The organism is Streptomyces sp. NPDC046876 (assembly GCF_040645035.1).
In the GTDB taxonomy this organism is placed as follows: domain Bacteria; phylum Actinomycetota; class Actinomycetes; order Streptomycetales; family Streptomycetaceae; genus Streptomyces.
In genome coordinates, this window is sequence record NZ_JBEYXK010000113.1 from 1 (window position 1) to 20,737 (window position 20,737).

Annotated in this window: 19 protein-coding genes; 10 read left to right on the forward strand and 9 right to left on the reverse strand. The window is 73.4% G+C overall.

Going from position 1 to position 20,737, the window contains the following annotated elements:
- Positions 1 to 495 precede the first annotated feature (495 nt).
- Complete coding sequence (locus ABZ924_RS33515) at positions 496 to 918, forward strand: Rv3235 family protein (RefSeq protein WP_361918427.1); 423 nt, start codon at positions 496 to 498, stop codon at positions 916 to 918.
- Here the strand turns inward: ABZ924_RS33515 and ABZ924_RS33520 are convergent, their stop codons facing one another.
- Together ABZ924_RS33520 and secA are read right to left on the reverse strand one after the other, a co-directional pair.
- On the reverse strand, positions 919 to 1,071 hold the full coding sequence (locus ABZ924_RS33520; RefSeq protein ID WP_361918430.1) for a hypothetical protein: 153 nt from the start codon (positions 1,069 to 1,071) through the stop codon (positions 919 to 921).
- 201 nt (positions 1,072 to 1,272) lie between these two features.
- Positions 1,273 to 4,065, reverse strand: a complete 2,793-nt coding sequence (gene secA / locus ABZ924_RS33525; protein WP_361918433.1) for a preprotein translocase subunit SecA — start codon at positions 4,063 to 4,065, stop codon at positions 1,273 to 1,275.
- Positions 4,066 to 4,292: 227 nt separating this feature from the next.
- On the opposite strand from secA, the gene ABZ924_RS33530 reads away from it, so the two are divergent.
- Complete coding sequence (locus ABZ924_RS33530) at positions 4,293 to 4,913, forward strand: GNAT family N-acetyltransferase (RefSeq protein ID WP_361918436.1); 621 nt, start codon at positions 4,293 to 4,295, stop codon at positions 4,911 to 4,913.
- Positions 4,914 to 4,923: 10 nt separating this feature from the next.
- Positions 4,924 to 6,096: a crosslink repair DNA glycosylase YcaQ family protein gene (locus ABZ924_RS33535; RefSeq protein ID WP_361918439.1), complete on the forward strand. Its 1,173-nt coding sequence runs from the start codon at positions 4,924 to 4,926 to the stop codon at positions 6,094 to 6,096.
- Between the two features lie 51 nt (positions 6,097 to 6,147).
- Here the strand turns inward: ABZ924_RS33535 and ABZ924_RS33540 are convergent, their stop codons facing one another.
- The 6 genes from ABZ924_RS33540 to mtrA all read right to left on the reverse strand — a co-directional run bounded on the left by ABZ924_RS33540 (position 6,148) and on the right by mtrA (position 13,499).
- A complete protein-coding gene (locus ABZ924_RS33540; protein ID WP_361918442.1) occupies positions 6,148 to 6,849 on the reverse strand; it encodes a response regulator transcription factor in 702 nt (233 codons plus the stop codon).
- Between the two features lie 201 nt (positions 6,850 to 7,050).
- Positions 7,051 to 7,803, reverse strand: a complete 753-nt coding sequence (gene raiA, locus ABZ924_RS33545) for a ribosome-associated translation inhibitor RaiA (RefSeq protein WP_361918445.1) — start codon at positions 7,801 to 7,803, stop codon at positions 7,051 to 7,053.
- Positions 7,804 to 8,096: 293 nt separating this feature from the next.
- Positions 8,097 to 8,840 (reverse strand): phosphoribosyltransferase family protein, encoded by a 744-nt coding sequence (locus ABZ924_RS33550; protein ID WP_361918448.1) that lies wholly within the window; start codon positions 8,838 to 8,840, stop codon positions 8,097 to 8,099.
- A 64-nt stretch (positions 8,841 to 8,904) separates the two neighbouring features.
- Positions 8,905 to 10,824, reverse strand: a complete 1,920-nt coding sequence (locus tag ABZ924_RS33555) for an LpqB family beta-propeller domain-containing protein (protein ID WP_361918451.1) — start codon at positions 10,822 to 10,824, stop codon at positions 8,905 to 8,907.
- On the reverse strand, positions 10,814 to 12,808 hold the full coding sequence (gene mtrB / locus ABZ924_RS33560; RefSeq protein ID WP_361918454.1) for an MtrAB system histidine kinase MtrB: 1,995 nt from the start codon (positions 12,806 to 12,808) through the stop codon (positions 10,814 to 10,816). The genes ABZ924_RS33555 and mtrB overlap by 11 nt, the downstream gene beginning before the upstream one ends.
- 1 nt (position 12,809) lies before the next feature.
- Positions 12,810 to 13,499: a two-component system response regulator MtrA gene (gene mtrA / locus ABZ924_RS33565; protein ID WP_361918457.1), complete on the reverse strand. Its 690-nt coding sequence runs from the start codon at positions 13,497 to 13,499 to the stop codon at positions 12,810 to 12,812.
- A gap of 234 nt (positions 13,500 to 13,733) precedes the next feature.
- Here mtrA and ABZ924_RS33570 point away from each other — a divergent pair, with 234 nt between their 5' ends.
- Positions 13,734 to 15,053, forward strand: coding sequence for a hypothetical protein (locus tag ABZ924_RS33570; RefSeq protein WP_361918460.1), 1,320 nt, complete (start codon positions 13,734 to 13,736; stop codon positions 15,051 to 15,053).
- Positions 15,054 to 15,060: 7 nt separating this feature from the next.
- Positions 15,061 to 15,741, forward strand: coding sequence for a DUF4129 domain-containing protein (locus tag ABZ924_RS33575; RefSeq protein ID WP_361918462.1), 681 nt, complete (start codon positions 15,061 to 15,063; stop codon positions 15,739 to 15,741).
- Between the two features lie 247 nt (positions 15,742 to 15,988).
- On the opposite strand, the gene ABZ924_RS33580 is transcribed toward ABZ924_RS33575, so the two are convergent.
- The gene (locus tag ABZ924_RS33580; RefSeq protein ID WP_361918465.1) at positions 15,989 to 16,270 is read right to left on the reverse strand and encodes a hypothetical protein; all 282 of its coding nucleotides are present in this window, start codon (positions 16,268 to 16,270) and stop codon (positions 15,989 to 15,991) included.
- 43 nt (positions 16,271 to 16,313) lie between these two features.
- On the opposite strand from ABZ924_RS33580, the gene ABZ924_RS33585 reads away from it, so the two are divergent.
- From ABZ924_RS33585 to ABZ924_RS33605, 5 genes are all read left to right on the forward strand, one after another.
- On the forward strand, positions 16,314 to 17,567 hold the full coding sequence (locus ABZ924_RS33585; RefSeq protein WP_361918468.1) for a DUF4350 domain-containing protein: 1,254 nt from the start codon (positions 16,314 to 16,316) through the stop codon (positions 17,565 to 17,567).
- A complete protein-coding gene (locus ABZ924_RS33590) occupies positions 17,564 to 18,526 on the forward strand; it encodes a MoxR family ATPase (protein WP_361918471.1) in 963 nt (320 codons plus the stop codon). The genes ABZ924_RS33585 and ABZ924_RS33590 overlap by 4 nt, the downstream gene beginning before the upstream one ends.
- Complete coding sequence (locus ABZ924_RS33595; RefSeq protein WP_361918474.1) at positions 18,526 to 19,836, forward strand: DUF58 domain-containing protein; 1,311 nt, start codon at positions 18,526 to 18,528, stop codon at positions 19,834 to 19,836. The genes ABZ924_RS33590 and ABZ924_RS33595 overlap by 1 nt, the downstream gene beginning before the upstream one ends.
- 71 nt (positions 19,837 to 19,907) lie before the next feature.
- Positions 19,908 to 20,282 (forward strand): type II toxin-antitoxin system RelE/ParE family toxin, encoded by a 375-nt coding sequence (locus ABZ924_RS33600; RefSeq protein ID WP_361918477.1) that lies wholly within the window; start codon positions 19,908 to 19,910, stop codon positions 20,280 to 20,282.
- Positions 20,279 to 20,590, forward strand: coding sequence for a helix-turn-helix domain-containing protein (locus tag ABZ924_RS33605; protein ID WP_361918480.1), 312 nt, complete (start codon positions 20,279 to 20,281; stop codon positions 20,588 to 20,590). Before ABZ924_RS33600 ends, ABZ924_RS33605 begins: the two co-directional genes overlap by 4 nt.
- The last annotated feature ends 147 nt before the right edge of the window (positions 20,591 to 20,737 follow it).

Genomic DNA, 20,737 nt, shown 5'->3' on the forward strand with positions numbered 1-20,737 from the left:
CCTCACCCGGGCGCCGCCGGGCCCGGGGCTCGGCCCGCAGCCGCGCCACCCACGCCGGCGGGGCTGAAGTTGCCGGACCCCCGCTTCGAAAGGCGGGGAGGCCGGCGTTGCCGGACCGGCGCTTCGAAAGGCGGGGAGGCCGGCGTTGCCGGACCGGCGCTTCGAAAGGCGGGGAGGCCGGCGTTGCCGGACCGGCGCTTCGAAAGTCGGCGAGGCCTCTGGGGCACCCGTCCGGGGTGTGTGGGGACTGCACGGGGTGACGGTGGGGGTCCCCTTTTGGGGTGTCGGGGGCGGGGTCGGCGGCGTCCACCTGGGGAACGGGCAACGGGCCGTGGGCCCAGGGGTACGGGGGCCGGGTCATCCGGATAGGTGAAGCGGGTCGGGGCGCCGGGCGGGCCCGCCGGGCCGTTGCGGAGGGTGGCCGGCGGCCGTAGAAGATCCCCAACCAAGTTACCGCCCGGTACCGCGCCGGGCCCGGACTTTCGGGGGATCGCCATGACCGGATTCAGGACCACGACCGGCCCCACAGGATCCGGCGGCGGCCGCACGCGCCCGCCCGGCCGGGACGACCGCCGTCGGCCGATCCGTCCCCGCCGCCCCCGCGGCCCCCACGACTGGTTCGCGGAGCGCCTCCTCGCGGTGGTCAGCGGCCAGCGCCCGGTGCACTCGCTGCTCGGCCTCACGGTAGGCCCGGCCTACGACCAGCTCATCGACCTGGCCCCGGCCGGACCCCTCCCGGTCCGCTTACGCCCCGTGCTGCGCCACTGCGGCCGCTTCCACCCCGGCCCCGGGGTGATCGAGGCCTTCGCCCGCATCGCGACGGGAGACCGCGTCTCGGCGATGGCCTTCCGCCTGGAACAGGGCCCCGACCAGCGCTGGCGCTGCGCAGCCGTGGAGATCCGGGGCCCGCGTCCGTGACTAACGGCTGGTCCACCAGGCCGCCCCCGTGCCGGTGGCCGTGGTCACCAGCGTGATCAGCCAGACGGGCACCCGGTCGACAACCACGTGCAGCCCACCGCAGCGCAGCTCGAACTGTGGGCGCGGGCGTTTCGCCTCAACTCGCTTGTCCATGACTCCAGTTTGACGCCGCCAACCCCCGCCGCGTCATGATGCGGATCTGTACAAAACCAGCGGTCCAACTTTGACGCAGTGGGCAGCGCCGTCCTCGCCCGAGACCCGCCGCCCCGCGCCACAACGCCGCCGGGCCCGGCCCCGCAGTGCGTCTGCGTGGCCGGGCCCGGCGGGGGCCGCCCCAGGGAGGGGCGGGCGGGGTTACTTCTTGCGGCGGCGGCCGCCCGCGGCCTTCTGGGCCTTGCGGCGCTCCGCCCGCGTCATGCCGTCACCCGCGGCACCGTCGGAGTCGAAGTCGCCCTCGACGACGCCGCCCTCACCGTCCACGGTCGGCGCCGAGAAGTGCAGCCGGTCCGGCCGCTGCGGAGCGGCCAGCCCCTTCGCGCGGATCTCCGGCCGCGCACCCGCCGGCTCCTTCTCCAGCGACGGCGCGGTGTCCTGCACCGGGACCTCCTCGACCTGCTGCTCGACCTGGACCTCCAGGTTGAACAGGTAGCCGACGGACTCCTCCTTGATGCCCTCCATCATGGCGTTGAACATGTCGAAGCCCTCGCGCTGGTACTCGACCAGCGGGTCCTTCTGGGCCATCGCGCGCAGGCCGATGCCCTCCTGGAGGTAGTCCATCTCGTAGAGGTGCTCACGCCACTTGCGGTCCAGCACCGACAGCACCACGCGCCGCTCCAGCTCGCGCATGATGTCGGAGCCGAGCGCCTTCTCGCGCGCCTCGTACTGCTCGTGGATGTCGTCCTTGACGGACTCCGCGATGAACTCGGCGGTGATGCCGGCGCGGTCGCCCGCGGCGTCCTCCAGCTCCTCCACCGTCACCTTGATCGGGTAGAGCTGCCGGAAAGCGCCCCACAGCCGGTCCAGGTCCCACTCCTCGGCGAAGCCCTCGACCGTCTCTGCCGCGATGTACGCGTCGATCGTGTCGTCCATGAAGTAGCGCACCTGCTCGTGCAGGTCCTCGCCCTCCAGGACGCGGCGCCGCTCGCCGTAGATGACCTCGCGCTGGCTGTTGAGGACCTCGTCGTACTTCAGGACGTTCTTGCGGGTCTCGAAGTTCTGGGTCTCGACCTGCGACTGGGCGGACGCGATCGCGCGCGTCACCATCTTGTTCTCGATCGGCACGTCGTCCGGCACGTTCGCCATCGCCATGACGCGCTCGACCATCTGCGCCTTGAACAGGCGCATCAGGTCGTCGCCCAGCGACAGGTAGAAGCGGGACTCGCCCGGGTCGCCCTGGCGGCCGGAGCGGCCGCGCAGCTGGTTGTCGATGCGGCGCGACTCGTGCCGCTCGGTGCCCAGGACGTACAGGCCGCCGAGGGACTTGACCTCCTCGAACTCGGCCTTGACGGCCGCCTCGGCCCGCTGGAGCGCGGCGGGCAGCGCGTGCGCCCACTCCTCGATGTGCTCCTCCGGGTCCAGGCCCTGCTGGCGCAGCTCGGCCTCGGCGAGGTCGTCCGGGTTGCCGCCGAGCTTGATGTCGGTACCGCGGCCGGCCATGTTCGTGGCGACCGTGACCGCGCCGCGGCGGCCGGCCTGGGCGACGATCGAGGCCTCGCGCTCGTGCTGCTTGGCGTTGAGGACCTCGTGCGGGATGCCGCGCTTGGACAGCTGGCGCGAGAGGTACTCGGACTTCTCGACCGAGGTGGTGCCGACCAGGATCGGCTGGCCCTTCTCGTGCTTCTCCGCGATGTCGTCGACGACGGCGGCGAACTTGGCGACCTCGGTACGGTAGATCAGGTCGGGCTGGTCGACGCGCTGCATCGGCCGGTTCGTCGGGATCGGGACGACGCCCAGCTTGTAGATCTGGTGGAACTCGGCGGCCTCGGTCATGGCCGTACCGGTCATGCCGGACAGCTTGGTGTAGAGGCGGAAGAAGTTCTGCAGGGTGATCGTGGCGAGCGTCTGGTTCTCGTCCTTGATGTCCACCCCTTCCTTCGCCTCGATCGCCTGGTGCATGCCCTCGTTGTAGCGGCGGCCGGCGAGGATACGGCCGGTGTGCTCGTCGACGATCATGACCTCGCCGTCGATGACGACGTAGTCCTTGTCCTTCTTGAACAGTTCCTTCGCCTTGATGGCGTTGTTCAGGTAGCCGACGAGCGGGGTGTTCACCGACTCGTAGAGGTTGTCGATGCCGAGCCAGTCCTCGACCTTGGCGACACCGGCCTCGTGGATGCCGACCGTGCGCTTCTTCTCGTCGACCTCGTAGTCGCCGGTCTCCTCGATGCCCTTGAGCGGGTTGCCGGGCTCGCCCTTGGTGAGGCGGGTGACCAGCTTCGCGAAGTCGGCGTACCACTTCGTGGCCTGGTCCGCCGGGCCGGAGATGATCAGCGGGGTGCGGGCCTCGTCGACGAGGATCGAGTCGACCTCGTCGACCACGGCGAAATTGTGGCCGCGCTGGACGAGCTCCTCCTGCGACCACGCCATGTTGTCGCGCAGGTAGTCGAAGCCGAACTCGTTGTTCGTGCCGTACGTGATGTCGCAGGCGTACTGCTCGCGGCGCTGGGCCGGCGACATGTTCGCCAGGATGCAGCCGACGGACAGACCGAGGAACTTGTGGACGCGGCCCATCATCTCGGAGTCGCGCTCGGCCAGGTAGTCGTTCACCGTGATCAGGTGCACGCCCTTGCCCGACAGCGCGTTCAGGTACGCGGGCAGCGTGCCGACGAGGGTCTTGCCCTCGCCCGTCTTCATCTCGGCCACGTACCCCAGGTGCAGCGCCGCGCCACCCATGATCTGCACGTCGTAGTGCCGCTGGCCCAGGACGCGCTTGGCCGCCTCGCGGACCGTCGCGAAGGCCTCGGGGAGCAGGTCGTCGAGGCTCTCGCCGTCCTGGTAGCGCTGCTTGTACTCCTCCGTGAGCGCCCGCAACTCGGCGTCGGAGAGGTTGACGAAGTCCTCTTCGATGGAGTTGACCTGGTCCGCGATGCGGTGCAGTTTGCGCAGGATCTTGCCTTCGCCTGCACGCATGAGCTTGTTGAAGACGGACACCGGGGTTTGTCTCCTCGCCGGTCGGGCCTGGCACTGGTTCGTACGCGGGCACGGAGGGTGGGCCCCGCCGCACCGGCCATCGTAAGCGAGGACACGGTCGCGTCGGGAGGTCCGCCATGGCCGCAGGACGGCATGCGCCCGGAATGAGAACGTACGGGGGGCACCGAAGGTGCCGCCCCCGCCGAAAAGTGTTCGCCGGGGGTGCGGGCCCGCAGCACAATTCGGTCATGGAACCGACCGCCCTGGCCACCGCACGGCTGACCCTGCGCCCACACCGCCCCGAGGACGTCGACGAGGTGCTGGCCGCCTGCCAGGACCCGGAGATCCAGCGGTGGATCCCCGTCCCCCTGCCGTACGGGCGGACCGAGGCCGAGGCGTACGTGCTGGGCACGGTCCCCGGCGGCTGGCGCGAGGGGACCGAGTTCAACTTCGCCGCCCGCCTCACCGAGCACCCCGACGGCGCCGACGGCCCGGGCCCGCTGGTCGCGAGCGTGGCCGTGGTCCCGCGCGGCCCGCACGCCCACGAGATCGGCTACTGGGCCGCCCCCGGCCACCGCGGCCGCGGCCTCACGACGGAAGCGGTGCTGGCCGCGGCCCGCTGGGCCTTCACCGAGGCCGGCTGCGTACGGCTGGTCTGGCGGGCCGGCGTCGGCAACGCCGGCTCCCGGGCCGTCGCGCAGAAGGCCGGCTTCCGCATCGAGGGCGTGCAGCGCGCGGGCATGGAGCACCGCGGGACCCTGCGCGACTGCTGGGTCGGCGCCCTGCTCCCCTCGGACCTGGGCCTGCCCTCCCGGCTCCCGTACCTGCCGGCGCCGGACCGGGGACCCGTTGTCAGTGCCGGGGCCTAGGCTGCGGCGCATGACCACCGCCACCGCCGCCGTGTCCCTCTCCGCCGACGATGCGCGCCGGCTCGCCCTGCGCGCGCAGGGGTTCCTCGGAGCGCCCGACCGCCGCGGCGGCGTGCGCGGGATATTGCGCCACCTGGGGGCGGTGCAGCTCGACACGATCTCCGTGCTGGCCCGCTCGCACGAGCTCATCCCGTACGCGCGCCTGGGCGCGGTGGGCCGCGAGGCGGTGGAGCGGGCGTACTGGAGCGAGCAGCACGCGTTTGAGTACTGGTCCCACGCGGCCTGCATCCTGCCCATCGAGGAGTGGCCGCACTTCGCGTTCCGCCGGAGGGTCAAGCGGGCGCAGGGCTACCGCTGGCACAGGATGAAGGACAAGGAGGGCTCCTGCCGGCTGGTCCTGGACCGGCTGCGCGCGGAGGGCCCCCTGACCTCGACCGAGCTGGGCGGGGCGAAGAACGGCGGCCCGTGGTGGGACTGGTCCGAGACCAAGATCGCCGTGGAGTGGCTGCTGGACGCCGGGGACGTGGTCGTGACCGAGCGGCGCGGCTGGAAGCGCGTGTACGACCTGGCCGAGCGCGCCGTACCGGACGAGCTGCTGCACGACGACCTCGACGACCGCGAGTGCCTGCGCCGCCTGGTGCGGCTCGCCGGGCAGTCCCTGGGGGTGGGCACCCGGGCCGACCTGGCCGACTACCACCGCCTCAAGGGAGAGCAGGTCGACTCGGTGATCGCCGACTCCGGGCTGGTGCCGGTCGAGGTCGAGGGCTGGGGCAGGCCCGCCTGGGCCGACCCGGCCGCCCTGGCGGCGCCCCCGCGCGGGCGGCACCGCACCACGCTGCTCTCCCCCTTCGACTCCCTCGTCTGGGACCGCGCCCGTACCGAGCGGATCTTCGGCTTCGCGCACAGGCTGGAGGCGTACGTCCCCAAGCCCAAGCGGGTCCACGGGTACTTCGCGATGCCCGTGCTCTCCGGCGGGCACCTGGTCGGCCGCATCGACCCGGCGCGCGAGGGGAGGACGCTGGTGGCCCGGCAGGTCACGCTGGAGTCCCCGAAGGCGGCACCGGCGGCGGCCCGCGCCCTGCGCGAGGCAGCGGAGTGGGTGGGCTGCTCGGACGTCCGCGTCGAGCGCGCCGCCACCCCGGCCGAGGCGGCGGCGGTGACGGCGGAACTGGCCGCGCTCTGAAGTCCGGACCGTCGGAGGCCGGACCGCCGGAGGCCGGACCGCCGGCCCCGGTCAGCGGATCTCGAGGATCTTCTCCCGCATCGCGTACACGACCGCTTCCATCCTGGAGTGCAGCTGCAGTTTCTCCAGGATGTTGCGGACGTGGTTCTTCACGGTGTTCTCGGAGATGAACAACTCCTTGGCGATGTCGCGGTTGTTCATTCCGGTCGCGACCAGCTTGAGGACTTCCAGTTCGCGGTCGGTCAGCCGCGGCGCGGGCACGAGCCGCCGCTCGTCCGTCCGCTGGATCATCGACTTGAACTCGGTCAGCAGTTTCGACGCCATCGAGGGGCTGATCTGCGACTGCCCGTCGGCCACCGCGCGGATCGCCGTGGCCACCTCGTCCGTGGAGATCTCCTTCAGCAGGTATCCGGTGGCGCCCGCCTTGATCGCGTCGTAGAGGTCCGCCTCCTCGTCGCTGATCGTCAGCATGATGATCTTCGCGGAGGGGGCCACCTCCTTGATCGAGGTGCAGGCCTCGATCCCCCCTCGCTTCGGCATCCGCACGTCCATCAGCACGATGTCCGGCAGCAGGTCCGCCGCCTTGTCCACCGCCTCCGCGCCGTCCCCGGCCTCGCCGACGACCTGGATGTCCTCCTCCTGTGCGAGGACGATCTCCAGCCCGCGCCGGAACAGGGCGTGGTCGTCGACGACGAGTACCCGGATCGGCTCCCCGCCGTCGTCACCGCGCACCGGCCCGAAACCGTCCGCCATCGTTCCTCCCCCTGCAGGTGCCGAGATTCCGGCCAACCGGGCGGAAGTGCCCACCCGTTGACTGAGCGCCATGATTCCATGCCCGGACCGCCCGGCGCGGTCCTACGGCGCGTACGTTGGCGCATACGCATCGCACACACGGGTGCCCCCGCCGACGCCGTGGCGTCGCACGGGGGCACCGTACGGATTGCGTACGCGGCGTCAGCCGCCGAGCGCTCCGCCCGCGCCGCCCGCGCCGGGCTCGACCGAGGAGGCCTGGTCGGCGTTGAGGTGGATCACGCCGTAGTCATAGCCGTGGCGCCGGTAGACGACGCTCGGCATCTTGGTGTCGGAGTCGACGAACAGATAGAAGTCGTGGCCGACCAGCTCCATCTCGTACAGAGCCTGGTCGAGCGACATGGGCGCGGCCGAGTGCGTCTTCTCGCGGACGATGAGCGGGCCTTCGCCCTGTACCTCGAGCGACCCGATCCGGGTGGTCGGGACGGCGTCCGCCTTCTCCTCCGTGTACGGCTGGCCGTTGCCGTTGAGGGTCGCCACGCCCGGGACCACGTCGGCGACCTCGGCCGCCGAGAGCCGCCCGGTGCCGCGGCGGGTGAAACGCTTGTCGTGCTGCTTGCGCAGCCGGGCCTCCAACTTCTCCTGTGCCAGGTCGAGCGCCGCGTACGGGTCGGTGGCGGCGGCCTCGGCGCGGATCACCGGGCCCCGCGAACGCAGGGTGATCTCCACGCGGTCGGAACGGTCGGCCTGGCGCGGGTTGTGCTCCTTGGACACCTCGACGTCCAAGCTGATCACCTTGGCGTCGAGCTTCTGGATCCGCTCCGGATTCAGCTTCTCGGCCACGTGCTTGCGGAACCGCTCGGGCACCTCGGTCTTGCGGCCCTTGACGACGATGTCCACGCAGAACTCCGTTCCCGGATAGCTCCGCCCCTGGGGCGAAGCGTCTCCCTTTCGCACCAGGCTCCGGTGAGCACCGGAGCCACGGACTTGGCGACTTTCACCTCCTCCTCCCCCATCGGCAAGATCTACACCCCACCGACTTCGGAGTCGAGAGACAGCCTCTGACACGAAGATTCAGACAACGACGAAACGTGCGATCCGATGCGCGGGCTCCAGGGTCGCCAGTTCCTCACAACCGAACATATCTCTCCCTGCCGGTTGTCGGCACCCGCTACCGGAACGTACCTCCGTTCAGGTGGCCATTCCCTCTTACTACCTGCAACGATGCGCCTTCCCCTCCAGTTCCAAATCTATTCACAGGAATGTTGCTCTGTCCGGGTAGTAGACCGGATTCGTACGAAAGACCGGCCCGGAGCTGCCACGACGGCCGCTCCCGCCACCGGTCGAAGGCCCCCTGCGCGCACCGCCCGAGCCGCCTCCGCCAGCGTCGCCCCGGTGGTGGCCACGTCGTCGACCAGTACGATCCGGGCCCCGGCCGCCAGCCTCCGCCCTCCGCGGCGCACCCCCAGCGCGCCGTCCAGGTTCGCCCGCCGCTCCCGGGCCGCCAGGCCCGCCTGGTCGGCCACCGGCCGCACCTGGTGCAGTACGGGCGCCACCCGCGCGGGAACACCGGCCCGCCGCAACCGCGCCGCGGCCGCCAGCGCGATCCTGCGCACCGGATCGTGCCCGCGCGCCCGCACCTGCCGGCGCGCCGAGGGCACCGGGACCAGCACCAGTTCCCGCTCCGGCTCCGCCGCGCCCCCGGATCCGCCCGCGCGGACGGCCCCCGCCAGGGCCCCGCCGAGCGGCCCCGCCAGCGCGAGCGCCCCGCGCTCCTTGTGCGCGAGGACGACGGCCCGTACGGCGCCCTCGTACACCGCCGCCGCATGCACCGGCGGCAGCCCCGGCGGGCAGGGCGACGGCCGCACCGGCCCGGCCGGGCCGGCGTCCAGCGCCCGCGCGCAGGCAGGGCACAGCACGACGCGGGCCGCCCCGCAGCCCGCGCAGTCCTCCGGCAGCACCAGCCCGGCCAGCTCCTGCCACCACCCGCGCACCCCACCACTGTGCCGGGGCGCAAGGCCGCCCGCCACCCCTGTGGACGACGGGCGCAGCCGCAGGTCAGCCCGGGTACACCGGCGCCCGGCCGCCCGCCGCCACGGTGCGCCACTGCGCGCCCGGCGGCAGCCACACGATGCCGTCCTCGTCCGAGGACGCCACCACCGGCTTCTTCTCGTCCTCCGTCGCCGCGACCGCGACCAGCCCCGTCGCCCCGGGCAGGCTCGCCGCGACCATCGACCCGTCCGCCAGCATGTACCGGGCCTGCACGACCCCGCCGTTCTCCCGGCCGACCACCAGCAGCCGCCCGTGCGGCGCCCAGCTCAGCGCCGTCACGTCCGCCATCTGCGGGGCCGCCTGGCGCAGCTCGCGCACCGCGACCACCGAGCGGTCGCCCTTGCCGCCGTCGGGCCGCTCGATCCGCCCGATGTACAGGCGCTTGTGGTTGTCCTTCTGCACCAGCAGCGCGAGCCGCGCCCCGTCCGGGGATGCCTTCAGCGCGGTGATCCGCCCGCCGTCGAGCCCGGACACGTCGACCTTCTGCGGGGCCGCGGAGCCGGCCGGCACCCAGTACAGAGCGGGGCTCTGCAGGTCCTGGTCCGCGACCCACAGGTTCCCGGCTGCGTCGAAGCTCGGCGCGCTCAGCCCGTTCGGCTTGGCGCCCTTGGCGGTGAGCACCGGCTGCGGCATCGGCCCGGCGGTCGTCAGGTTCACCTGGTACAGGCCGCGCCCGTCCTCGGAGACCACCGCGGCGCGCTTCTCGTCGTACGCCACCGCCGCCGAGGAGACCTTGAAGGGGGCGTTCGGCGCGGACAGCGGTCCGGGCACCGGTTCGGGCCGGTACTGCTGGTCCTCGCTGTTGACGTCGAGCTTCATCCGTACGAGCCGGCCCTCGGCGTCGACGTAGTACTGGTAGTCGGGGGACGGGACCCGGTGCGCGATCGCCGCCGCGCCCGCGTCGGTCACCGAGCACAGCGAGGAGCGGTCCGAGCGCAGCAGCTCCACCCGGTCCAGCCGGGACGCCGTCAGGTCCTTGACCGTGGAGAGCAGTTGGGTGGCCATCTTCTGGCACTGCGGCTGCGCGACGTTGTCCGCCTTGTCGTTCAGCGGCACGCGCAGGGTGTTCTGCCCGTCGTACGAGAGGGACTTGGTGCCCTCCCTCAGCTCGGTTCCGGTGGGGAAGCTCGAAGTGACCACGGGCCCCAGCCACTTGGAGGGCCCGGCCAGCAGCGACTGCACCGTCTGCGTCGTCGGGTCCATCCGCGAGTCCGGATCGCTGCGCTGGCGCACGTACACGGGGTCGGCGACGAGCGTGCCGCCCGCGAAGTAGTACTTGTTCACCGGCATGTAGATGCGCTGGAAGTCCGACTCGCTGAGCACCAGGTTCTTCGGCGGCGTCGCGATCCGCCACTGCTTGTTCTCCTGGACGAGCTGGAGGAACTCCTCGTAGCGCTCGCTGGGGGGCTCCGGCTGGTACGCGCTGCGCTCGTCCACCGTCGCGAGCTTCTTGCCCGCCATCTTGAACTTGGGGCCCGAGGGCTCCTTCTCGCCCTGGACGGAGAACCGGTCGATGCCCCCGGAGAGCACGGTGACCGAACCGGGCCGCCAGGTCTTGGCGGCCTCCTCGGTGAGGTACTTCCGGGCGGTCTGGAGCTGCGGGTCGTCGCTGGTCATGGCCTCGAGGAAGCCGTCGACGATATCGGTGGGGCCCGCCTTGTCGGCCGGCGGCACGCCGAAGACCCGTACCTGCGAGTCCACCCCTTGCGAGGCCCGGACCTCCCGGATCTCCCCGCTGGAGGGCATGGAGGCGCAGCCGGCCAGCAGCAGCGCCCCGGCGCCCGCGGCGGCCGCGTACACCCGGCGGGCCGTCCGCCGCGGCTGCGCCTGCTGCTCCGGCTGCTCCGGCCGGCGCCGCTGCCGCGGTGCGCGGCGGCCGTCGTCGTCTGCGTGCTGCACGGGTCCGGCGTCCACCTCAGCGCCCACCTGCTCCATCCTCCTGTGCTGCCTGGTCGGCCGGCCGGGCCACGACGCGGGCCCCGTTGCCGGGCAGGGCCGTCGGGTCCGCGGGCACCGGCAGCGCGCCGGCCACCGCCGACCGGGGCGGTATCGCCGAGCGCTCGGGCCGGACCGGGGCCTGGGCCCGCGGCCCCTTCGGCCCGGAACCGGATCCGGCGGCCTCGGCCGCGGCCCGGGCCCGGTTGCCCCGCGAGTCCTCGGGCTCCAGCGGGATCGGGGAACCCCGCAGCGGCTCGTCCGCGGTGCGCGGCAGGGTCAGCCGGAACTGCGAGCCGCCGCCCGGCTCGCCCCAGGCCTGGAGCCAGCCGCCGTGCAGCCGGGCGTCCTCCACCGCGATGGACAGGCCGAGGCCCGTGCCGCCGGTGGTGCGGGCGCGGGCCGGGTCGGCCCGCCAGAAGCGGTTGAAGACCCTGGTGGCCTCGCCGGGCTTGAGCCCGACGCCGTAGTCCCGTACGGCGACGGCGACGGCCCCGCCCGCGGACGCGAGCCGGACCACCACGTCGCGGCCCTCGCCGTGCTCCACCGCGTTGACGACGAGGTTGCGCAGGACGCGCTCCACGCGCCGCGCGTCGGCCTCGGCGATCACCGGCTGGGTGTCGCCGAGCACCCGGATCCGGGTGCCCTTGTGCTCGGCCAGCGGCTCGGCCCCGTCGATCACCCGGCGCACCACGTCCCGCAGGTCGATGGGCTCGGCCTCCAGCGCCGCGGCCCCCGCGTCGAACCGGCTGATCTCCAGCAGGTCCGCCAGCAGCGACTCGAAGCGGTCGAGCTGCCCGGCGAGCAGCTCGGCGGAGCGGGCCGTGACCGGGTCGAAGTCGACGCGGGCGTCGTGGATGACGTCGGCCGCCATCCGCACGGTCGTCAGCGGCGTGCGCAGCTCGTGCGAGACGTCCGAGACGAACCGGCGCTGCATCCGCGACAGGTCCTCCAGCTGCTGGATCTTGACCTGGAGGTTCTGCGCCATCTTGTTGAAGGCCTCGCCGAGGCGGGCGATGTCGTCCTCGCCGGTGACCTTCATCCGCTCCTGCAGCCGCCCGGCCGACAGCCGCTCGGCGATGCCGGCGGCCATCCGCACCGGGGTCACGATCTGCCGTACGACGAGCCATGCGATGGCGCTGAGCAGGACCACCACGAACAGCCCGGCCGTCGCGATGGTCGACTTCACCAGGTTCAGCGACTCCTCCTCCTGCGTCAGCGGGAAGAGGTAGTACAGGTCGTACGGGTCGCCGTTGATGTCGGTGAGCCGCTTGCCGACGACGAGCGCCGGCTCGGGCGCCTTGTCGCCGGCCCCGGCGGTGTACTTGATCTGCGAGAACGTCTTGAACGTGCCGGTGGCGTGGTTGACCGCCCGGCGCAGCTTCGGCGGGACGCTCGCAGTGGGGTCCACGTTGCCGGAGGCCCGGGCGCCCTTGACGCCGGAGGCCCCCGCACCGGGGGCGGCAGCCGGGCCGGTGCCCGCCGCGCTGCCCGTGCCGGTGCCGGTGCCGGTCCCGGCACCGAGCGCGACCACCTCGAAGGCGGTCTGGCCGCCACTGGCGAGCTGCTTGACCAGCGAGTTCATCCAGGTACTGGCATCGCGGCCGAGCTTGTTGTCGGTGGCGTCGGGCCCGTCCACGGTCGCGGGCGTGTTGGCTTTCTCCTGCGCCACCGCGAACCCGCCCGCGGCCTGGCTCTGCGCGGCCTCCTCCTTGGCGTCGAGGAGGCCCTTGCTCACCTGCGCGATGACCACGAAGCCGAGCGCCAGCACCACGGCCAGCGACATCAGCATCGTGGCGGCGACCACCCGCAACTGGATGTTGCGCCGCCACAGCCGGACAGCCGGAAGCAGCGGGCGCCGCACGAGTCGTACGAACAACCGCAGCACAGGGCCGCCGGGCGCTCCGTCCTGGAGCAGCCGGCCGGCCCGCAGGGCTCCCCAGCGGGAGCCGCCCCGCGGCCTGCCGGGCTTCACGTCAGCTCGGTCCTGCCTTGTAGCCGACACCGCGCACCGTCACGACGATCTCGGGGCGCTCCGGGTCCTTCTCGACCTTGGAGCGCAGGCGCTGCACGTGCACGTTGACCAGGCGGGTGTCCGCCGCGTGCCGGTAGCCCCAGACCTGCTCCAGCAGCACCTCGCGGGTGAAGACCTGCCAGGGCTTGCGGGCGAGGGCGACCAGCAGGTCGAACTCGAGCGGGGTCAGGGCGATGGAGTTGCCGTCGCGCTTGACCGAGTGCCCGGCCACGTCGATGACCAGGTCACCGATGGCCAGCTGCTCCGGCGCGGGCTCCTCCGAGCGGCGCAGGCGGGCCCGGATGCGGGCCACCAGCTCCTTCGGCTTGAACGGCTTGACGATGTAGTCGTCCGCCCCGGACTCCAGACCGACGACGACGTCGACCGTGTCGCTCTTCGCGGTGAGCATCACGATCGGCACCCCGGACTCGGCCCGGATCAGCCTGCAGACCTCTATGCCGTCCCGTCCGGGCAGCATGAGGTCGAGCAGCACCAGATCCGGCTTCGCCTCCCGGAAGGCAGCCAGTGCCTTGTCGCCGTCCGCTACGAACGACGGCTCAAAACCTTCTCCACGCAACACGATGCCGAGCATCTCGGCCAGTGCGGTGTCGTCGTCGACGACAAGGACGCGTCCCTTCATGGTTGACATCATCCCATTAGCCAATCGTTACCCGGCGGTGAGCTGTCCCACAGCCAAAAAGGCTGGAAATCGTCCCTCGGACCTGCCTGGAGATCACATAGACCAGTCTGCCCCGGATCCGGGCGACAATTGAAGGCGCGGACGGCCGCGGATCGGGGGGACGGCCGGTCCGCTCACCGTTCCCACGTGGCACGATGGCAGCCGACCTGCGCCCCCGCCGATCAGGTGTCACGTGAAGGAGCGACGATGAACGACTCTCCGGGCCGACCGACGCCCGGACCCTCCCCGTCCGACGGCGAGCGGCCGAGCGCAGGGTCCGAAGGCCAGAACACCGCTGGGGCCGCCGGCGCGGACCGCCCTGCCGGAGCGCAGAAGTGGTCCGCCGAGCAGCCGCCCCCCGCGCAGTGGCAGAGCCCCGGCGCGCCCCAGCCGCCCGCACAGCCCGCACCGCCCGGGCCCGCGCCGGTCCCGCCGCAGCAGCCCGCGCCGGGCGGCTGGGGCTCGTACGGCAGCGGCCCGGGCGGACCGGGACAGCCGGGCGGACCGGGCGGACCGGCCCCGTACGGCTACCCGGGCGGCCCCGGCGCCCCCTGGGGCAAGCCCCCGGCCGCCAAGCCCGGCGTCATCCCGCTGCGCCCCCTGGACCTCGGCGAGATCCTCGACGGCGCCGTCGCCACCATGCGCGGCCACTGGCGCTCCGTCCTGCCGATCACCCTGGTCGTCTCCACGGTCATCGGGGTCCTCGGCGTCCTCGTGCAGAAGTACACCGTCCCCGACCTGCAGGTCGCGGCGGACCCGCAGAGCGACCCGGCCGAGGCGTTCAAGAACCTCGGCAGCAGCCTCCTCGTGACCGGCATCGACGTGTTCGTCCAGGTCGTCGGCACCATCGCGGCCACCGCCATGCTCACGATGATCTTCAGCCGGGCGATCCTCGGCCGCAGCTCCTCCATCGGCGAGGCCTGGCGAGAGGCCCGCCCGAGCCTGCTGCGCCTGATCGGCCTGACCCTGCTCGTGGCCGCCGGCATGGCCCTGCTCTTCGCCGTCCTGATCGTCCCCGCGGCCCTCGCCGGCAGCGTCGGCCTCGCCGTCCTCGGCGGCCTGGCCGCCCTGGTCCTGGCCCTCTGGCTGGGGATCAAGTTCAGCCTGGCCTCGCCCGCGCTGATGCTGGAGAGGTCCGGCGTCATCACCTCGCTGCGCCGCTCCTCCAAGCTCGTCCAGGGCTCCTGGTGGCGGATCTTCGGCATCACCCTGCTGACCGGGCTCATCACCGGCTTCGTCTCGGCGATCATCGTCTGGCCGCTGACCATCGTCGGCCTGATCGCCTTCGGCGGCGGCATCAGCGGCCTGGAGGACGGCACCGCCTCCACCGCCTGGGGTGCGCTCATCCTCTCCGGGATCGGCGCGATCATCGCCCAGACCATCACCATGCCCATCCAGTCCGGCGTCACCGTCCTGCTCTACGTGGACCAGCGCATCCGCCGCGAAGCCCTCGACCTGGAGCTCGCCCGGGCCGCCGGCCTGGAGAACTACGGCGCGGACGCGACCGCCCCGCCCACCGGAGGCTGATGCACCGATGATGAGTACGGGGGGCCTCATCACACGGGCCGCGGCGCACCTGCCGGCCGCGGAGACACCACCGGTGACGACACCGCGCGACCCCGCCCGCGAGGCGGCCCGGCGCGAGCTGTCCAAACCGCTCTACCACCAGAACGACCCGGGTCTCGTCCAGCGCGCCCTGAACAAGTTCTGGGCCTGGGTCGGCGAACTCTTCGACCGGGCCGGCACCGCCACCCCCGGCGGCACGCTCGGCCTGGTCGCCATAGCCGTCCTGGTGGCCCTCGCCGCGGCCGCCCTGTGGTGGCGGCTGGGCGCCCCCCGCCGCGCCGCCGCCACCACCGCCGCCCTCTTCGAGGACGGCCCGCGCAGTGCCGACGACCACCGCGCCGCCGCCGAGGCCCACGCTGCCGCGGGCCGCTGGAACGAAGCCGTCCAGGAGCGCATGCGGGCCCTCGTGCGCTCCCTGGAGGAGCGCACCCTCCTCGACCCGCGGCCCGGCCGCACCGCCGACGAGGCCGCCGCCGAAGCCGCGCCGGCCCTGCCCGGCCACGCCGCCGACCTGCAGGCCGCCGCCCGCGCCTTCGACGACGTCACCTACGGCGGCCGCACCGCCGACGCCGACACCTACGCCCGCCTGCGCACCCTCGACCTCACCCTGACCCGCACCAAGCCGCTCCTGACGGGAGCCCCGTCATGACGCCCCCGACCCCGGACAGGCCCCCGGGCCCGACCCCGCCCCCGCACCACGCCCCGGACACGGCCCAGGCCCCCGACATGGCTCCCGGCATGGCTCCCGCCCCGGACAACCCTCCGGCTCCTGCCCCCGACAGGGCTCCGGGCACGGCCTCCGACCCCGGGGCTCCCACCACGGGCACAGCCCCGCCCCCGGCTCCCGTCCCGACCGCGGGCACGAGCGTGGGCACGACCCCCACCCCGACCCCGGCTCACACCGTTCGCACCGCCCCGGCCCCGGGCTCCGGCCCGGCCCCGGGCTCCGGCCCGGCGTCGGGCTCCAGCCCGGCCTCGGGCTCCAGCCCGGCCTCGGGCTCCAGCCCGGCCTCGGGCTCCAGCCCGGCCTCGGGCTCCAGCCCGGCCTCGGGCTCCGCCCCGGCCTCGGGCTCCGGCCCGGGGTCGGCGCCCGCCGCTGCCGCGGTCGCCTCCGCCGGCACGCCTTCCGGCCGGGGCACGGCCACCCTGGGCGCGGCCCCGGCCCCGGCGCCCGCCATGGGCGCAGATCCCGGCTCCGGGGCAGGACCGGCGCCCGCCCCCATGGCTCCCGGCACCCCTGCCCCCGGGGGCACGGCCACGGCCACCGCCGCCGCAGGCCGAGGCAAGGCCGCCCCCACGGCCACCGGCGGTGTGACGCCCCGCGGGCTGTGGCGGCGGGCCCGCGGGTTCCTCCTCGCCCTCGGCATCCTCCTCGTGGCGGCCATCGCCCTGGCCGCGCTCGGCTCCGACAGCCGTCACGGCCGGCTCGACCCCCGCTCCGCCGACCCCGAGGGCAGCCGGGCCGTCGCCGAGCTGCTGCGCGCCCGGGGCGTCGACACCCGCGTCGTCACCACCGCCCGCGAGGCCGCCGAAGCCGCCGGCCCCCGCACCACCGTGCTCGTCGCCCACCCCGACCGGCTCGGCCCCGCCCAGCGCCGCGCCCTGCGCTCCGCCATCGACCTCTCCGGCGGCCGTACCGTCCTCCTCGGCCCCGACAGCGCCGCCCTGGACGCCCTCGTCCCCGCCGTGCACACCGCGGGCGACGCCTACGAGCCCGCCCTCGCCCCCGCCTGCACCCTGCCCGCCGCAGCCACCGCCGGCCGCGCCGACACCGGCTCCGGCCACCGCTACACCACCACCGCCCGCGGCGCCCAGGCCTGCTACCCCAGCGGCGGCCACCCCACCCTCCTGGTCCTGCCCTCGGCCACCGCCGGCGGCGACACCGTCGTCCTCGGCTCGGAAACCGTCCTGCTCAACCGGACGCTCGCCACCGAGGGCAACGCCTCCCTGGCCCTCCAGCTCCTCGGCACCCGCCCCGACCTCGTCTGGTACCTGCCCTCCCTCGCCGACCAGCAGGACGCCGACGCGGACACCGCCGACAAGTCCTTCCTCGACCTCGTCCCCGCCGGCTGGTCCTGGGCCCTCCTGCAGCTGTTCCTCGCCGCCGCCCTCGCCGCCCTGTGGCGCGCCCGACGCCTGGGCCCCCTCGTCGCCGAGCGGCTCCCCGTCGCCATCCGCGCCTCCGAGGCCACCGAGGGCCGCGCCCGCCTCTACCGCCGCGCCGACGCCCGCGACCGCGCCGCCGCCGTGCTGCGCGCCGCCTCCCGCGAACGCCTCGCCGCACTCGTCGGCGTACCGTCCGCGCACACCCACGACCCCGCGGTCCTGCTGCCCGCCGTGTCCGCCCGCCTCACCGACCCGTCCGGCCGGGACCTCACCGCCCTGCTCTTCGGCACCCCGCCCGCCGACGACGCGGCACTCGTCGCGCTCGCCGACCACCTCGACGCCCTCGAAAGAGAGGTCCGCACCTCATGACGGCCACCACGGACAGCGCCCGCTCCTCCCTGGAAGCGATCCGCACCGAGATCGGCAAGGCCGTCGTCGGCCAGGACTCGGCCGTCACCGGCCTCGTCGTCGCCCTCCTGTGCCGCGGCCACGTCCTCCTCGAAGGCGTCCCCGGCGTCGCCAAGACCCTCCTCGTACGGGCCCTGGCCGCCTCCCTCGACCTCGACACCAAGCGCGTCCAGTTCACCCCCGACCTGATGCCCAGCGACGTCACCGGCTCCCTCGTCTACGACGCCCGCACCGCCGAGTTCTCCTTCCAGAACGGCCCGGTCTTCACCAACCTCCTCCTCGCCGACGAGATCAACCGCACCCCGCCCAAGACCCAGTCCTCCCTCCTGGAGGCCATGGAGGAGCGCCAGGTCACCGTCGACGGCACCCCGCGCCGCCTGCCCGACCCCTTCCTCGTCGCGGCCACCATGAACCCCCTCGAGTACGAGGGCACCTACCCCCTCCCCGAGGCCCAGCTGGACCGCTTCCTGCTGAAGCTGAACGTCCCCCTGCCCTCCCGCGAGGACGAGATCGGCGTCCTGACCCGGCACGCCGCCGGCTTCAACCCCCGCGACCTGCAGGCCGCCGGCATCCGCCCCGTCGCCGGCGCCGCCCAGCTCGAGGCGGCCCGTGAGGCGGTCGCCGCCGTGGCCGTCTCCCCCGAGATCGCCGGCTACGTCGTCGACATCTGCCGCGCCACCCGCGAATCGCCGTCCCTCGCCCTCGGCGTCTCCCCGCGCGGCGCGACCGCCCTCCTGGCCACTTCCCGCGCCTGGGCCTGGCTGACCGGCCGCGACTACGTCACCCCCGACGACGTCAAGGCCCTCGCCCTGCCCACCCTCCGCCACCGGATCCAACTGCGCCCGGAGGCCGAGATGGAAGGGGTCACCGCCGACGCCGTCCTGACCGCGATCCTGTCCCACGTCCCCGTCCCCCGCTGATGGCCCTCACCGGACGCGCCGCCCTGCTGGCGGCCCTCGGCAGCCTCCCCGTCGGCATCCTCGAACCCAGCTGGACGGGGCTTCTCGCGGTCAACGGCCCGCTCGCCGTGGCCTGCGCGATCGACTACGCCCTCGCGGCCCCGGTCCGCCGGCTGACCCTGTCCCGCTCGGGCGACACCTCCGTACGCCTCGGCGAGCCGGCGGAGGTCCACCTCACGCTCACCAACCCCGGCCCGCGCCGGCTGCGCGCCCGCCTGCGCGACGCCTGGCCGCCGAGCAGCTGGCACCCGGGCACCGAACAGCAGTCCTCCCGCCACACGGTCGACGTCCCCGCCGGCGAACGCCGCCGCCTGACCACCCGTCTGCTGCCGACCCGCCGCGGCGACCGCCACGCGGACCGGGTGACGATCCGCTCCTACGGGCCCCTCGGCCTGCTCGCCCGGCAGGGCACCCACACCGTGCCCTGGACCGTCCGCGTCCTGCCGCCCTTCACCAGCCGCAAGCACCTGCCGTCCCGCCTGGCCCGTCTGCGCGAACTCGACGGCCGCACCAGCCTCCTGACCCGCGGTGAGGGCACCGAGTTCGACAGCCTGCGCGACTACGTCCCGGGCGACGACACCCGCTCCATCGACTGGCGGGCCACCGCCCGCCAGGACAAGGTCGCCGTACGCACCTGGCGCCCCGAGCGGGACCGGCACATCCTGATCTGCCTGGACACCGGCCGCACCTCCGCCGGCCGCGTCGGCGACGCGCCCCGCCTGGACGCCGCCATGGACGCGGCCCTCCTCCTCGCCGCCCTGGCGACCCGGGCCGGCGACCGCGTGGACCTGCTGGCCCACGACCGCCGCGCCCGCGCCCAGGTCCAGGGCCGCTCGGCCGCGGACACCCTGCCGGCCTTCGTCAACGCCATGGCCACCCTGGAGCCCGAGCTCGTCGAGACCGACGCCCGCACCCTCGTCTCGACCGTCCTGCGCAACGCCCCGCGCCGCTCCCTGGTGGTCCTCCTGACGAGCCTGGACGCAGCCCCCGTGGAAGAGGGCCTGCTCCCGCTCCTCCCCCGCCTGACGCAGCGTCACACGGTCCTGCTGGCCTCGGTGGCCGACCCGTACATCTCGGAGATGGCCAAGTCCCGCGGCACCCTGGACGCGGTCTACGAGGCCGCAGCCGCCGCCCAGTCCCAGTCCCAACGCCGCCGCACCGCAGACCAACTGGCCCGCCACGGAGTCCACGTCGTGGACGCCACACCCGACACCCTGGCCCCCGCCCTGGCCGACGCCTACCTGGCCCTGAAAGCCGCCGGCCGCCTCTGACGTCGCCCGTTCGGGCGGGACCCACCCGGTATAGCCCTGCCCCCACTCGCGCCGCCCTAGCCTGCGTTCTCGTGACCGAACGCTGGAGCATCGAGCTCGAACCAGAGGTTCTCGCCTGGCTGGAGTCGCTCCCCATCGCCCACTACCGCGCGGTGGAGCGGCATGCAGACCGGTTGGCGGAAGCCCCGACCACGCTGAGCGAGCCCTACTCCAGGCACCTTGAGGGTGCTGTGCGCGAGTTGAGGTTCTTCCTCGGACCCGAAGCCGTGCGCATTACGTACTGGCTCACATCGCGCCGCCGTATCGTGTTGCTGACGGTCTTCACCAAGTCCCGTATGCGGGAAGAGCCGCAGGTTCAGCGCGCACTCTGGAAGCAGAAGGAGTGCGAGTCCGAGCATTCGCCTGCCCATGACACCTACCAGCGCGCTTTCGAGGAGCAGCAATGAGCAAGGGCTACCACACCCGGTGGGTCATCCCGGAGGTGCATCGCGCATCCGCCGCTTACGTCGAAGCGGGCGCCGCCATCGCGCTCGGACAGGCTGTGTACGACCGCCGCACCTTCCTCGGCCTGACACAGCACGAGCTGGCCCAGCAGGCCGGCCTCTCCGATGCAGACGTCGAGCGCATTGAGGGGGGGGACGTCACCCCCGAACTCAGTCTGCTGCATACGCTCGCCCGCGCACTCGACGCCAAGCTCGACCTCTCCATCGAGTCGGACGACACCCACGTCAGCTTCACGCCGCGTGCAGCTTGACAAGAGCAGGCCGCACGCCGGCCCGTAAACGCAGAAAAGCCCCGCACCAGAAGGTGCGGGGCTTTCCCACAATGATTGTTCGGCGGCGTCCTACTCTCCCACAGGGTCCCCCCTGCAGTACCATCGGCGCTGAAAGGCTTAGCTTCC

What these genes read in the sequence shown, in the direction of transcription:
- ABZ924_RS33515 (WP_361918427.1), top strand. Translation starts at nt 496, where the DNA reads ATGACCGGATTCAGGACCACGACCGGCCCCACAGGATCCGGCGGCGGC.
- ABZ924_RS33520 (WP_361918430.1), bottom strand. Translation starts at nt 1,071, where the DNA reads ATGGACAAGCGAGTTGAGGCGAAACGCCCGCGCCCACAGTTCGAGCTG.
- ABZ924_RS33530 (WP_361918436.1), top strand. Translation starts at nt 4,293, where the DNA reads ATGGAACCGACCGCCCTGGCCACCGCACGGCTGACCCTGCGCCCACAC.
- ABZ924_RS33535 (WP_361918439.1), top strand. Translation starts at nt 4,924, where the DNA reads ATGACCACCGCCACCGCCGCCGTGTCCCTCTCCGCCGACGATGCGCGC.
- ABZ924_RS33540 (WP_361918442.1), bottom strand. Translation starts at nt 6,849, where the DNA reads ATGGCGGACGGTTTCGGGCCGGTGCGCGGTGACGACGGCGGGGAGCCG.
- mtrA (WP_361918457.1), bottom strand. Translation starts at nt 13,499, where the DNA reads ATGATGTCAACCATGAAGGGACGCGTCCTTGTCGTCGACGACGACACC.
- ABZ924_RS33570 (WP_361918460.1), top strand. Translation starts at nt 13,734, where the DNA reads ATGAACGACTCTCCGGGCCGACCGACGCCCGGACCCTCCCCGTCCGAC.
- ABZ924_RS33575 (WP_361918462.1), top strand. Translation starts at nt 15,061, where the DNA reads ATGATGAGTACGGGGGGCCTCATCACACGGGCCGCGGCGCACCTGCCG.
- ABZ924_RS33580 (WP_361918465.1), bottom strand. Translation starts at nt 16,270, where the DNA reads ATGGCGGGCGCCGGGGCCGGGGCCGCGCCCAGGGTGGCCGTGCCCCGG.
- ABZ924_RS33585 (WP_361918468.1), top strand. Translation starts at nt 16,314, where the DNA reads ATGGCTCCCGGCACCCCTGCCCCCGGGGGCACGGCCACGGCCACCGCC.
- ABZ924_RS33590 (WP_361918471.1), top strand. Translation starts at nt 17,564, where the DNA reads ATGACGGCCACCACGGACAGCGCCCGCTCCTCCCTGGAAGCGATCCGC.
- ABZ924_RS33595 (WP_361918474.1), top strand. Translation starts at nt 18,526, where the DNA reads ATGGCCCTCACCGGACGCGCCGCCCTGCTGGCGGCCCTCGGCAGCCTC.
- ABZ924_RS33605 (WP_361918480.1), top strand. Translation starts at nt 20,279, where the DNA reads ATGAGCAAGGGCTACCACACCCGGTGGGTCATCCCGGAGGTGCATCGC.